Origin of the sequence: Aurantimonas sp. A3-2-R12 (assembly GCF_036016755.1) — a bacterium.
Classification (GTDB): Bacteria; Pseudomonadota; Alphaproteobacteria; order Rhizobiales; family Rhizobiaceae; genus Aurantimonas; species Aurantimonas coralicida_A.
This window is the reverse complement of sequence record NZ_JAYXIH010000044.1, coordinates 1-12,530: the sequence shown is the minus strand read 5'-3', so window position 1 is coordinate 12,530 and position 12,530 is coordinate 1. Positions and strand designations below refer to the sequence as shown.

Below are 12,530 nucleotides of genomic sequence, written 5' to 3'. Positions count from 1 at the left end.
GTCATCGGCGTTCCTCTCCTATCGACCGGCTACGTGTGCCGACCCCGCGCAAGGGACTTTCAACGCCCGCAATTGACATCATACCTAAGAGTATGTCCAGTGGCGAAGCGATGGTCAGTGAAAAACAGGACGCCGACGACGGCGAGCAAGAACAGGATGCGCGTAGGCCTCCCAGCTCTTCCCCGCGTTCGCGCCGCGACCGCGACTTTTCGGCCGCGCGCGACAGTGCGGCGGAATGCGACGGGACGCTTGCGGCGCTTCTGGCGGCCGCCGCCCGCGCCTTCGGCGAAAAGGGGCTCGCGGCGACGTCGATCGACGATATCGCGCGGCGCATGGGGGCCACCAAGGGCCTTGTCTACCACTATTACCGCTCCAAGAACGACCTGTTCTTCGACGTCTGTCAGCACGGCATGGCGCTCGACTTCGCTGCGGTCGAGCCCCACGCCGCTTCGCGGGATCGCGCCATCACCCGTCTGCGCGCCATGGCCGAGGCTCATGTGCTGACGATGATGGAGCGTATCGACTTTCAGAACGTCATCTTGCAGGGCGTCTCGCGGCATGTGAACGGGCCGTCGACGCCCGAGGATCGCGCGACGCTGGAGCGGCTCATCGCCGAGCGGGACCGCTACGAAATGCTGTTCCGCGGCGTCATCGCCGATGCCACACGTGAGGGCGATCTCAGCGCCGTCCGCGATGCGTCGATCGCCGGCAAGGCGTTTCTTTCGGTGCTCAATTCACCGGTTTTCTGGTATCGCGAGCGCGACGACGAGACCGCTAGCGACCGGCGGGCCATCGCCCGCGATATCGCCTATTTCGCCCTGCGCGGCGCCGGTGCGGACAGCGCCATTCTTGAGGAGGAATTCGACCAATGAACAACATGGCCCTCGGCATGACCGACCGCCTGAAGCCGATCCACGCCGCCGTCCGCGACATGATCCGGGATGAGATCGCCCCGGCGAGCGAGGAGTTTCTCGCCGAAGTGTCGAAGGGCGAGCGCTGGGTCTATACCGACCGCCAGCGGGACCTTCTTGAAGGTCTCAAGACCAAGGCCAAGAGCCGCGGCCTGTGGAACTTCTGGCTGACCGATTCCGAGCGCGGCTCCGGCCTGACGATCGTCGAATACGCCTATCTCGCCGAGGAGATGGGCAAGACGCATCTCGGCGCCGAAACCTTCAACTGCTCGGCACCGGACACCGGCAACATGGAAGTGTTCGAGCGCTATTGCACGCCCGAGCAGCAGAAGCCCTGGCTGCAACCGCTGCTCGATGGTGAAATCCGCTCCGCCTATCTGATGACCGAGCCGGACGTCGCCTCGTCGGACGCCACCAACATCGCCATGTCCTGCGTCGCCGACGGCAACGACTACGTGCTCAACGGCGAGAAATGGTGGGCGACGGGCGCCGGCGACCCGCGCTGCAAGATCTATATCGTGATGGTCAAGACCGGCGGCGACGACCAGCCCAAGCATCAGCGCCATTCGATGATCCTGGTGCCCGCCGACACGCCGGGCGTCGAGGTCATGCGGGCACTGACGGTCTATGGCGAAGACGACGCCCCGCACGGCCATATGCATATCCGCTTCACCGATGTCAGGGTACCGAAGGAAAACCTGATCCTCGGCGAGGGACGCGGCTTCGAAATCGCCCAGGGGCGCCTCGGACCCGGCCGCATCCACCATTGCATGCGCGCGATCGGCCATGCCGAGGCGGCGCTGGAACTGATGTGCAAGCGCTCGATGCGGCGCGAGGCCTTCGGCAAGAAGCTGGCCCAGCTCGGAGCCAATTTCGACATCATCGCCGAATGCCGCATGAATATCGAAATGGCGCGGCTGCTGTGCCTCAAGGCGGCCTGGATGATGGATCAGGGCGACGCCAAGGCCGCCGCGCCGTGGATCAGCCAGATCAAGGTCGTGGCGCCGAACATGGCGCTCAAGGTCGTCGACGAGGCGGTGCAGATGCATGGCGGCGGCGGCATCAGCCAGGATGTGCCGCTGGCGCGCATGTGGACGCATCTCAGAACGCTGCGGCTCGCCGACGGGCCGGATGCCGTGCATCGCCGGCAGGTGGCGCGCTGGGAACTCAAGAAGCACACGCAGGAGAAGGTGTGAGGGGCTGCCTCTCGCGCGCTCCGAGACGGCAGGCTTATGCCGCTTCGGTGAGAACTGTCGGAGAAAGGTGGCGACTCGCCTCCATGACTTCCATGCCGACGATGCGGCCGTCGGCATCGTAATCAAGGACGACGCCGTCCGAGACTTCTTCGCTCTCGATGACGGGCTCCGGCGAAAAACGGATATAGGCCGCGTCGGCATCGCGGTCGTAACGGACGATTGGTGTCATGGCCGGCGTGCCCTTCGATCGAAGAATGCCGTTAATATGCGGATTTCGTGCAGAGATTCCACTACAACAACGCGAAGAATACGCTTCCCATGCTCGGGAATCCGAAGAAACCGACGTTCCACGCCCTTCCGGCGCGGGTCGGGAATCGTCCACTCAGGCTCACGGATGGCCCGCTCGATCCACATTACATTGAGTTCTCGTTCTCTGAGCGCCTCCAGTGCGTGCCACGAGAATTCGAGTCGCTTCATCGTTGCCGCTCCGTCCGCCCCGCCATGTCGTGGTTAATGCTGCCGGATCTGCCCGGATGCGGAAACATACAAAATGCAGGGCGACGGCAACATATTGGTCGACCGACTGAAGACGAGATGAAGGAGGCTTCATGAAAGCCATCGTCTGCGAGAGCTACGGTCCGATCGACAACCTCGCCTATAAGGACGTGGACGCCCCCGCGCCCACCGGTAGCCAGGTCGTCGTCCGGCCGGAGGCGATCGGCGTCAACTATCCGGATGGGCTGCTGGTCCAGGGCTTATATCAAGCCAAGCCCGATCTGCCCTTCGTTCCGGGCATGGAGGCGGCGGGCGAGATCGTGGCGGTCGGGCCGAACGCCCAGCGCTTCAAGCTCGGCGATCGGGTCGTCGCCTATATCGAGAATGGTGCCTATGCCGAGCGCGTCATGGTCGACGAGGCCGCCGCCATGGTGCTTCCCGATGGCCTGGACGCCGGCGCGGCCTGCGCCTTGGTCTGCGGGTACGGCACCGCGCATCACGCACTGAAACAGCGCGCGGAGCTGCAACCCGGCGAGACGCTGCTGGTTCTCGGCGCGGCCGGTGCCACCGGGCTCGCGGCGGTGCAGATTGGCAACGCGATAGGCGCAAGGGTCATCGCCGTCGCCTCCTCCGAGGACAAGCGGGCACTGGCCGTCTCGGAGGGTGCCGAAGTCGCGATCGGCTATGACGACCTTCGCGCCGACATCAAGCGGCTGACGGACGGCAAGGGCGTCGACGTCGCCTTCGATCCGGTCGGTGGCGAAGCCTTCGACTCAGTGTCGCGATCGATGGCGTGGAACGGCCGCCTCCTCGTCATCGGCTTCGCCTCGGGCACGATCCCACAATTTCCGGTGAACCTTGCCCTGGTCAAAGGCTACAGCGTCGTCGGCGTGTTCTGGGGCGCCTTCACCCGCAAGGAGCCGGAGGTGTTCGCCGACAATATGCGCGAACTGATGGAGTGGGCGACGGACGAACGGATTGCTCCGCATGTCTCAGAGCGGGCAAACTTAGCCGACGCCGCCGATGTCCTCAAACGCATTCACAACCGGCAAACGACCGGCAAGATCGTCCTGGTTCCGTAGGCCGCTCTTCAGGCCACCGGAGCCGCGCCGGAGAGCGTCGGGCTGGAGACCGATCCCGTCTCCTCGCCGAGGCGAACGAAGACCCAGTCGGTCAGCATCGCGCCGATCCACATGCCGATCAGCGCCGTCCAGGCCGTAACCGCGAGGATGGAACCGCCGGTGACGCCGGCGCCGACCGCGCAACCGCCCGCCAGCATGGCGCCGAACCCCATCAGCACCGCGCCGAAGATATAACGCGGCATGGTGTGCCCGCCGTCGAAATTCTCGATCTTGAGCTCGCCGGCCAGCAACGCGGCGGTGAACGAGCCGAGGAAGACGCCCGGCATGATGCCGATGGCGAAATCGACCGCGTGGTCGGGCCAATTCAGGGTGAGCATGAGGAGGTCGGCGGATGGGCCGGAAAAGGTCAGCGATTCCGTCGGCACGATCCCGAACGCGGTCTGCGAGGCGGTGTAGGTGAACAGCCAGCCGGCCGGGATGGCGAGGCCCACGCCGAGCGCGCCGATCCAAATTTGTGATCTAACCCGCTTGTGCAGCGCCACGACGATGCCGGCGGCCAACCAGACGAGGCCGATACCGAGGCCGACCTCGTTCCCGACACCGAGCCAGGCGAGAATATCGCGGTCCGGTCCGCCGTCGATCAGCCACCAGCCCGACAATTCGCTTCGCAGGGGTGCCAGCACGCCGCGATAGGCGGCTTGGGCGGACACCGCGAAAACCAGGCCCGATAGCAGCGCCCGCAGATTGCCGGTGGCCGATAGGACGAGCAGTCGGGTGGCACAGCCGCGCGACGCGATCATCCCGACACCGAACAGGAGACCGCCGATCGCCGCGCCGGACATGCTGCCGGCGACCGCCAGCATCCGGCTTTGCGAGACATCGAGCCAACCGGCCAGAATCGCGGCCTGCACGCCGACCAGCGCCGCCGAAAAACCCAGCAGCCAGACGACGAGTTTGGCGCCGGGTTCACGGCGGCGGAATTCGATCACGGCCGAACGCAGGCAAAAGCGGCTGCGCTGGGCGAAGGCGCCGAACATGAAGCCGATGATGACACCGCCCGCCACCAGGACGTTCGTCTCGCCGAACCGGTCCATCAATGAGGCGAGATCCATCCTCTGCCCTCCATTCGTCATTCCAAACGATATATTTGGATATTTGAATGAATCCGGCATCCGCGCCTTGATCTACGTCAAGTGGCAGCGGCAGTGGAGGCGTGGTAGCGGCATGCGGGGCGAAGGGGAATGGCCGGAGCGTCGTCGACGGCGGTGGAGCAAGCTGTGACGCCGTGCCTTGCCAGCGTCCTGCCGGCACCGCATGATCCACGTCGCGACACCGGGGCCGGAAATAGCCGGCCGAGAATGTTTTAGCCGAACAGCTCGAGATCACCGCCGGGGTCGATTGGCCGCGCAGCGCCGTTGACCGCCTGACGCGAAATCGCGAGCCGGTGTTTCAGATCGCCGAGACGGACCGTTTCGAGCGCCGATTGCAGGGCGACCTCGTATTCGGCCGGAGCGTGGTCTCCGGCGACAGCGAGAAACGTCGCGAGATTTTCGAGCGTCTGCTGCGTACGATCGATGCTCTGCACGGCGCGCACGTAAGGCGCGTCCTGCCGCGGATGGTCGGTGCAGATCAGATCGTGCATCGCTTCGGTCATTTCCGCCAAAGCGTTCAGCTCGTCGGAAATGATCTTGAGCAGATCGGGCAGAGGGCTCGTGGTCATGATGCTACGCTTCGGTTAGTGGGATGGGCGCTCGGTGGATCACGCTGGGGTGGTCCACGCGGGCTTGTGATCGTGTCAGAATAGTTCGACTTCTCCGATCGACTGAGGCTTTCTGATAGGAGGCGCGACCTGGATGACGGGCATTGCCGCCTTTTCGAAGAAAATCTGCCGAGCCCGACCCGTATGGGGCCAATATTCGATCCGCCGGCCCACCCCCCCGCCGAGACTGCCGCCCAGATAGGTGATGTTCTCCATCTGCAGGAAACGCTCAGCGAAAGCGGCATTCTTCGAGCCGACCTCGGACAGACCGTCCATCGCCCGCGCACCGCCGAACAGCTTTGCTTCGAGATGCCCGCGCCGCGCGCCGCGCTGCAGCAGCCCGTTGATCAAGAGCTCCATCAGATAAAGACCGAAGCTCTCGGCGCGCGCGCCCTCCTGACCGCTGCTACCGGGCAGCAGAAAGTGGTTCATCCCGCCGACACCTGCGCCCGGATCCCGGATGCAGGCCGCAACACACGAGCCCAGAAGCGTGGTCAGGATGGTATCCGGACCTTCGTCGACCTTGGCTTCGCCTTGCATGACATGGACGCGTCGCCCTTCGCTTCGTCCCGTCATTATTGCAGGCGTCCGACGACGGCTTCCATGGTCTTCTTGAGCACAGGCACGGTGATAGGCTTGGCCAGAAAGTTGTTGACGCCGAGCTGCGCGGCCTTCTGCACCAGCTCCCGGTCGCCCGCGCCGGTCAGGATGATAAACGGCGTCTTCTTGGTCGGCGCGTAGGATCGCACCGCCTTCAAGAGCTGGATACCGTCGAGCTTGGGCATATTGAAGTCCGAGATGATAATGTGGCACGGGGCCGACATCATCGTCCGCAACGCCTCTTCACCATCGACCGCAAAGACGATGTTCTTGATACCAAGTTGTTCCAGCGCATCACGAATGAGCATGCGGCTTGTTCTATGATCGTCGACGATCAGAACCTTCAATTGATCTACAATGCCCATGGCGTTGTTCCTTTCGACCGCATTACAAGCGAATTTGATGAATCTATCCTCAATTTCGCTGCGTTTTTTATAGAGGTTTCGCTTTGCGAGCGGTTCATACGAATATCTCCCGCGCCACGCGCGACAGCGGCAGTCGCTTTTGCGCGGCGCCGATCTCATATGCGACGCGCGGCATGCCGTAGACGAGCGAGGTTTCCTCGTCCTGAGCGAGGGTCCGGGACCCTCCCTTCCGCATTTCCAAAAGCCCCTGCGCGCCGTCCCGGCCCATCCCGGTGAGGATTACGCCTGTCGACCGGTCCTTGAAATTCTTGGCGATCGACGCGAACAGCACGTCGACCGACGGTCGGTGTCCGCAGACCGGGTCGTCCGCCACCAGCGCGATGGTCAATTGGGTGCCCTTTCGCAGCATCATGTGACGGCTGCCGCCCGGAGCCAGGTAGACATGGCCCTGACGAATCGCTTCGCCGTCCTTGGCCTCGCTGACATGGGCGGGACAAATCCGGTTGAGCCGTGCCGCAAAGGAGGCGGTGAAGGCGGCCGGGAGATGCTGAACGATGAGCGTCGGGGGGCAGTCGGCGGGAAATTCGGCGAGAACCTGCATCAACGCCTCGACGCCGCCCGTCGAGGATCCGATGCCGATGAGGTCCGGGCCGGATTGGGAACGCGCCAGAGTTTTATTCGCCGTGCCGTTACCGGGATGCTCGACGGCAGCCAGACGGCGTTTGACCAGACCGGCCTTGGCGCGGTTGGCCTCCTTGATCAGGTTGGGCAGGATGTCGAAGGTGTTGCTACTGGCGCCTGGCTTGGCGATGCAGTCGAAAGCGCCGAGTTCCAAAGCCTCCAGCGTGACGGCGGCCCCCGGCGCAGTCAGATTGGACACCATGATCACCGGCGTCGGGCGCAACGTCATGATCTTCTGGAGGAATTCGATGCCGTTCATGTTCGGCATCTCGACGTCCAGGGTCACGACGTCGGGATCGAGCGCCTTCATCTTCTTGCGTGCTTCAAAGGGATCGGCTGCTTCGCCGACCACTTCGATTCCCGGGTCGCTATTCAACGCATGGCGAATGAGCGCGCGCATCGTCATGGAATCGTCGACCACTAAGACTCTGGCAGGTGACATGCTCACGCTTTCCTTTTTCCGGTGGCGCAGCCGCCTGACGAATCGCCAAGCCACGGCGCGCCGGCGCTATTGCCGGCGCGATGCGCGCGCACATCACGATGGTTCGGTGTGGGGCTGAGACGGGATTCAGTCATCGAACCGCCCTCACGCCGTCTTGCGATAGGAGGTGTTGGCGTCATAGGTCATCACCTTGGCCGCCTCTCCCGCCAGCCGTTCGGAATGGCCGACATAGAGAAAGCCGCCCGGCTGGATGCGCTCGGCAAAGCGGCTCCACACGCGTTCTCGCGTCTGCTGATCGAAATAGATCGTGACGTTGCGGCAAAAGATCGCGTTGAACTTGCCCTTCATCGGCCACTGGCCGATCAGGTTCAATTCTCGGAACGACACGAGATCGCGCATGGCGTCGACCACCTCGAACGCCATCTCGTTGACGCTGCCGGATGCGGGTGCGCCACTATCCGGGCTGGCCGACCGGAACCAGCGGCGCCGCATATCGGCCGGCACGGCGGTCAGTTCGCTGGATGCGTACACCCCTGCCCGGCCGGTGGCCACGACATTGGGATCGATATCGGAGGCGAGAATGCGGATATCGTGGTCCGCCGCATCCGGCATGAGCGAGAGCAGCGTCATCGCGATCGAATAGGGCTCGTGTCCGGTTGAACATCCCGCCGACCACAGGCGCACGCGCCCACCGCTCTTGGCGGCATTCAGCAGCGGTGGGAGGAAGTGTTCACGCAGGTGATCGAAATGGTGCTGCTCGCGAAAGAACTGCGTGACGTTCGTCGTCAGCGAGGCGAGCATGGTCATGCGCTCGCTGGCGCCGCCGGCATCGTTCACCAGTGCACAGTAGTCCTTGAAGCTGCGCATGCCGAGACTGCGCAACCGCTTCGACAGACGCGAATAGACCAGCGTCGCCTTGGACGTTGTCAGGTGGATGCCCGCGTCCTCGTAGAGCATTTCCGCGATCTTCATAAAGTCGGCTTCCGTCATCGGGAACTCGCCGGCGACGATCGAAGCGGACGCTGAGCCTCGCGGCCTCACGGTCTTCTCCTGCTGTCTGTCAACACTCACAGCGTGTTACTCCATGGCCAGCCGTCGGCGTTCGGCGCGATTGCGCCGGGCCAGACGGGGCAGCACCCGATTTCGTACCTCCCTGCGGAGGGTTTAGGGTAGTCTTAGCTCAAGCTGCAGCTTGCAGTTGTGGCAAGACATTGTCCGTTGCGATCAGCGAGATCATGCGTCCCTCGATCGCCATGACGCCCCTGACGAACTGTTTCGCCAGTTCCGAAGCGATATCGGGCGTCGGTTGCAGTGCATCGTCCGTGACTGTCAGGATATCGGAGACGGCGTCGACGAGCAGGCCGAACAACTGGTGCTCGGCACGCACTACGATGATGACGCTGCGCGCGCTCGCTTCCGTCCTGGCGAAGCCAAGCCTTGCGGCGAGATCGACGATCGGCAGCACCGCGCCGCGCAGATTGATCACCCCGTTCACATAGGAGGGCGCATGCGGAAGCGGCGTTGCCGCCGTCCAGCCGCGAATCTCGCGCACCGACATGATGTCGACGCAGAATTCCTGTTCCCCGATCCGAAAGGCGATCAGCTCGCGGCCGTTTCCCTCGCCCTTGTTGTCGTTCTCGGCGGGATTGGCAATTTGGTTTGTCATCGATTTCACTCCGCTGCCTGCTGAAGTCCGTTGCTGTGAATGCCGTCAGTGCGCGACGTCGCCACGATCACGTCGACATCGAGAATGAGAGCGACGCGCCCGTCGCCGAGGATCGTCGCGGCGGCGATTCCCGGCACGCGGCGATAATTGGCTTCAAGACTCTTGATGACGACCTGGCGCTGCCCCTGGATGGCGTCCACCAGAAGCGCCGAGCGGGTGCCGTTCTCTGCTTCCACGAGGATCGCGACACCGGTCGTCGCATTGGTCGGGGTCATGGTGTAGGCCAGTTCGCGGCCGACATCGACGAGGGGCAGGAAGGCGTCGCGCACCTTGATCAGCCGCGCATCGCCGCCAAACCCCTTCACTTCTTCCGGCTTCGGCTGCAGCGTCTCGATGATGGCCGTCAGCGGCACCACAGCCGTCTGGTCCCCGACGGTCACGATCATCCCGTCCAGCACCGCCAGCGTCAGCGGCAGGCTCATGGTGAAGGTCGAGCCCTTTCCGGGTTTGGAGGTGATCGAGACACGCCCGCCCAAAGCCTGGATCGAACGTTTCACGACATCCATGCCGACGCCGCGGCCCGACAACTCGGAGATCTCGCTTGCCGTCGAAAAGCCCGGCATGAAGATGAGGTTGTCGATCTCTTCGTCCGAAAGATTGGCCTCGGCCGCGACCAGGCCCTTGGAGATCGCGATCTCGCGCACTTTCGGGCGGTTGATGCCGGCGCCGTCATCGGAGATTTCGATGACAATCCGGCCGGAGCGGTGCATCGCCGCGACCTTGACCGTGCCCTCTTCCGACTTGCCGGCCGCCAGTCGCACATCGGGCTTTTCCAACCCGTGGTCGATGGCGTTGCGGAGCATGTGGGTCAACGGATCCGCAAGCCGCTCGATCACGGTTTTGTCGACCTCGGTCCACTCGCCCTCGGTGACCAGACGGACGGTCTTGCCGGAGATTTCCGCGACCTCGCGGGCCAGCCGCGGCAAGCGCTGGAACACCGATTTCACCGGCTGCGCGCGGATCGCCATGACGCTGTCCTGGATCTCCCGGGTCAGCTGTTCGAGTTCGTCGAGGCCGACGGCGACTTCCGAGGCGCGGGCAAGCCCCGCCTGATAGGTGCGCTGCGAGAGCATGACCTGATGAATGACCAACTCGCCAACCAGATCGATCAGCCGGTCGACGCGTTCGAGATCGACACGGATGGTCTGGGCCGGACTGCCGCCGACATTGCCGGATTTGGCCTCGCTCGCATCGGCCTTCGCCGGTTTCTCCACCGGAGCGCTGGCCGACGATGCGGCCGCCGCTTCCGGCGCGGCCGCCGGCGCCGGCGCGGGCTGGTCTGCCATCACCGGCTTGGATGCCTTGGGCTTGTCCGCCTTGGGAGCTTTGGCCGCCGGTGCCTCGTCGGCAGCCGCCTCGCTCGCCGCTTCGCCACGCAGGCTCGCCAGAAGGTCGGCCAGGTCCGAATCGACATCGACGGCGCCATCCGCCGACTCGGTATCGGAATCCAGCAGTCGCTCGATCGACAGGTCGCAATCGTCTTCGACGAATTCGAAGACCTCGCGGATCTTCTCTTCGCCCTCCGCCGTCGTCAGATCGACGGTAAAGGTGAAATAGGCGCCCTCGGGATCGAGATCGGACAGGAGCGGAATCTCGCTCGTGTCGCACTGGACATTGCCCTCGCCCAGTTCGAGCAGATCCCGGAGGACGCGAACACTGTCGTTCGCCTTGGCATAGAGGGCGGCGTGCGGGCGGAAGATGATCCGATAGGCCTGGTCGCCACCGCCACCGCCGCCGATCAGTTCGTCGAGGTCGACGGCGACGGGGACGAAGCCGAAGTCGTCGTCCGCGCTATCGGCGGCGGCGTCTGATTCCGGCACATCGGCGGCAGCTTCCGCCGGGGTTTCGCCCTTGGCGGCCGCGACCAGATCCTTGAGCTCGGCGGCCAGGCCCTCGTTGCGGGACGCATCGACCGTGCCGCCGTCACGGGCGACCGTCACCAGATCGGCCAAGGCATCGGCCGCCCGCAGCATGACCTTGATGACGACATCGCTCGCTTCCAGCCGGTCCGACCGGAGTTCGTCGAGCGTCGTCTCGAAGATGTGGGAGAAACGGACGAGGTCATCCAGACTGAAGGCGCCGGCGCCGCCCTTGATCGAGTGCACGGCGCGGAAAACGGCATTTACCGTATCGGCGTCAGCCTCGCCGTTTTCGATCGCGAGCAGACCTGCCTCGAGTTCGGCAAGCTGCTCGGCGCATTCCTCGAAAAAGGTCTGCCGGATTTCAGCCATCGCGTCCATTGTGCTACCCTATTCTCGCCTTCGAACCTGGAAGTCGGACCGTTGTTACGGTCTCAAGCTTGCCAGGCGCTTTCCGAATTATGATTACGCTGCGACGCGGTTGATCGCATCGAGCAGTTTGACCGGATCGAATGGCTTGACGATCCAGCCGGTCGCTCCGGCGAGGCGCGCGCGCTGCTTCTTTTCCGCGTCGCTTTCGGTGGTCAGGACAAGGATCGGGATCGCCCGGCGACTGGGATCTTCGCGCACCTCTTCGATGAACTGAAACCCGTCTTTGCGCGGCATGTTGATGTCGGTGATGATAACGTCGGGCTCGACCTCCATCCCCTGCAGAACCTCGATGCCGTGGGCGCCGTCCTCGGCTTGGACCACGACGAAGCCGGACGATGTCAGCGTCGCGCGCAGCATCTCGCGCATGGTTCGCGAATCGTCGATCGTCAGAATTGTCCTGCTCATGCCGCGATGTCCTTTTGGCTCAAGATTTCCGAAAGACCGAGAAGGTCGAGTCCGGAGCGGAACGTCTCCGACGGTTCGACGATGGTGAATGCGACCTCATCCGCGTGCCACGTCGCCGCGGCCGACTGAAGAATCTGGATGCACTGTGCACCCACCTTCTCCACGCTGGCGGCATCGACCGTGACCGGCTTGCCCCGCAACGTCAGGAGTTGGTCGAAGAGCGGGCCTGCCGCCTTCAGATCGAGGATGCCAGGGAGTTCCACCGCCGCCCCTGCACGTGTTGGTTTTTTCGCCATCAGAACTCTTCCCAGCTGTCGGTGTTGGTCTGTTCGGCACGGGCAGCGCCGCCCGTTCCGGTGGTCTTCATCTGCGGTACGCCGCGCGATGGCGTGGCCGGCCGTGCCCGGTTGGCGGCGGCGTTGCCACCCGACCGCGATGCCTGACCCCGCCCAGAGCCGGCCGAGCCGGCGGTCTTGAACTGCGCCATCGCGCTCGCCAGTTCCTCGGTCTCGTTGGACAAGGTCTGGCTCGCCGCCGTCGCCTCCTCCACCATCGCCGCGTTCTGCTGCGTCACCTT

15 protein-coding genes and 1 pseudogene are annotated in these 12,530 nt (G+C 64.0%); 3 read left to right on the top strand and 13 right to left on the bottom strand.

Translation table 11 applies throughout. The features are described from left to right. Positions 1 to 110: 110 nt before the first annotated feature. Positions 111 to 872 (top strand): TetR/AcrR family transcriptional regulator, encoded by a 762-nt coding sequence (locus VSX60_RS18290; protein WP_327625701.1) that lies wholly within the window; start codon positions 111 to 113, stop codon positions 870 to 872. Continuing rightward, positions 869 to 2,107 carry an acyl-CoA dehydrogenase family protein gene (locus VSX60_RS18285; protein WP_327625700.1) on the top strand — a complete coding sequence of 413 codons (1,239 nt, stop codon included), beginning with the start codon at positions 869 to 871 and terminating at the stop codon, positions 2,105 to 2,107. Before VSX60_RS18290 ends, VSX60_RS18285 begins: the two co-directional genes overlap by 4 nt. A 34-nt stretch (positions 2,108 to 2,141) precedes the next feature. Here VSX60_RS18285 and VSX60_RS18280 read toward each other — a convergent pair whose 3' ends face one another. Together VSX60_RS18280 and VSX60_RS18275 are read right to left on the bottom strand one after the other, a co-directional pair. Then, positions 2,142 to 2,336 (bottom strand): DUF2283 domain-containing protein, encoded by a 195-nt coding sequence (locus tag VSX60_RS18280; RefSeq protein WP_327625699.1) that lies wholly within the window; start codon positions 2,334 to 2,336, stop codon positions 2,142 to 2,144. Beyond that, positions 2,333 to 2,584, bottom strand: coding sequence for a DUF4258 domain-containing protein (locus VSX60_RS18275; protein ID WP_327625698.1), 252 nt, complete (start codon positions 2,582 to 2,584; stop codon positions 2,333 to 2,335). Before VSX60_RS18275 ends, VSX60_RS18280 begins: the two co-directional genes overlap by 4 nt. A gap of 131 nt (positions 2,585 to 2,715) precedes the next feature. Here VSX60_RS18275 and VSX60_RS18270 point away from each other — a divergent pair, with 131 nt between their 5' ends. Further along, positions 2,716 to 3,684, top strand: a complete 969-nt coding sequence (locus tag VSX60_RS18270; protein WP_327625697.1) for an NADPH:quinone oxidoreductase family protein — start codon at positions 2,716 to 2,718, stop codon at positions 3,682 to 3,684. An 8-nt stretch (positions 3,685 to 3,692) separates the two neighbouring features. Here VSX60_RS18270 and VSX60_RS18265 read toward each other — a convergent pair whose 3' ends face one another. From VSX60_RS18265 to VSX60_RS18215, 11 genes and pseudogenes are all read right to left on the bottom strand, one after another. Beyond that, positions 3,693 to 4,796, bottom strand: a complete 1,104-nt coding sequence (locus VSX60_RS18265) for a YeeE/YedE family protein (protein ID WP_327625696.1) — start codon at positions 4,794 to 4,796, stop codon at positions 3,693 to 3,695. A 251-nt stretch (positions 4,797 to 5,047) separates the two neighbouring features. Then, positions 5,048 to 5,404: a hypothetical protein gene (locus tag VSX60_RS18260; RefSeq protein ID WP_327625695.1), complete on the bottom strand. Its 357-nt coding sequence runs from the start codon at positions 5,402 to 5,404 to the stop codon at positions 5,048 to 5,050. Positions 5,405 to 5,479: 75 nt separating this feature from the next. Then, a complete protein-coding gene (locus VSX60_RS18255) occupies positions 5,480 to 6,019 on the bottom strand; it encodes a chemotaxis protein CheD (protein WP_327625694.1) in 540 nt (179 codons plus the stop codon). Further along, positions 6,019 to 6,408, bottom strand: coding sequence for a response regulator (locus VSX60_RS18250; protein ID WP_206453204.1), 390 nt, complete (start codon positions 6,406 to 6,408; stop codon positions 6,019 to 6,021). Before VSX60_RS18250 ends, VSX60_RS18255 begins: the two co-directional genes overlap by 1 nt. A 94-nt stretch (positions 6,409 to 6,502) precedes the next feature. Next, positions 6,503 to 7,531, bottom strand: coding sequence for a protein-glutamate methylesterase/protein-glutamine glutaminase (locus VSX60_RS18245; RefSeq protein WP_327625693.1), 1,029 nt, complete (start codon positions 7,529 to 7,531; stop codon positions 6,503 to 6,505). Positions 7,532 to 7,675: 144 nt separating this feature from the next. Continuing rightward, complete coding sequence (locus VSX60_RS18240; protein WP_327648946.1) at positions 7,676 to 8,521, bottom strand: CheR family methyltransferase; 846 nt, start codon at positions 8,519 to 8,521, stop codon at positions 7,676 to 7,678. A gap of 190 nt (positions 8,522 to 8,711) precedes the next feature. Further along, positions 8,712 to 9,185, bottom strand: coding sequence for a chemotaxis protein CheW (locus VSX60_RS18235; protein WP_442872958.1), 474 nt, complete (start codon positions 9,183 to 9,185; stop codon positions 8,712 to 8,714). A gap of 17 nt (positions 9,186 to 9,202) precedes the next feature. Further along, positions 9,203 to 11,497, bottom strand: coding sequence for a chemotaxis protein CheA (locus VSX60_RS18230; RefSeq protein ID WP_327625690.1), 2,295 nt, complete (start codon positions 11,495 to 11,497; stop codon positions 9,203 to 9,205). A gap of 84 nt (positions 11,498 to 11,581) precedes the next feature. After that, the gene (locus tag VSX60_RS18225) at positions 11,582 to 11,953 is read right to left on the bottom strand and encodes a response regulator (protein ID WP_327625689.1); all 372 of its coding nucleotides are present in this window, start codon (positions 11,951 to 11,953) and stop codon (positions 11,582 to 11,584) included. Further along, positions 11,950 to 12,249: an STAS domain-containing protein gene (locus VSX60_RS18220; RefSeq protein ID WP_327625688.1), complete on the bottom strand. Its 300-nt coding sequence runs from the start codon at positions 12,247 to 12,249 to the stop codon at positions 11,950 to 11,952. The genes VSX60_RS18225 and VSX60_RS18220 overlap by 4 nt, the downstream gene beginning before the upstream one ends. Beyond that, a pseudogene (locus tag VSX60_RS18215) lies at positions 12,249 to 12,530 on the bottom strand (methyl-accepting chemotaxis protein); the annotation flags it as partial. The gene VSX60_RS18220 and the pseudogene VSX60_RS18215, both read right to left, overlap by 1 nt.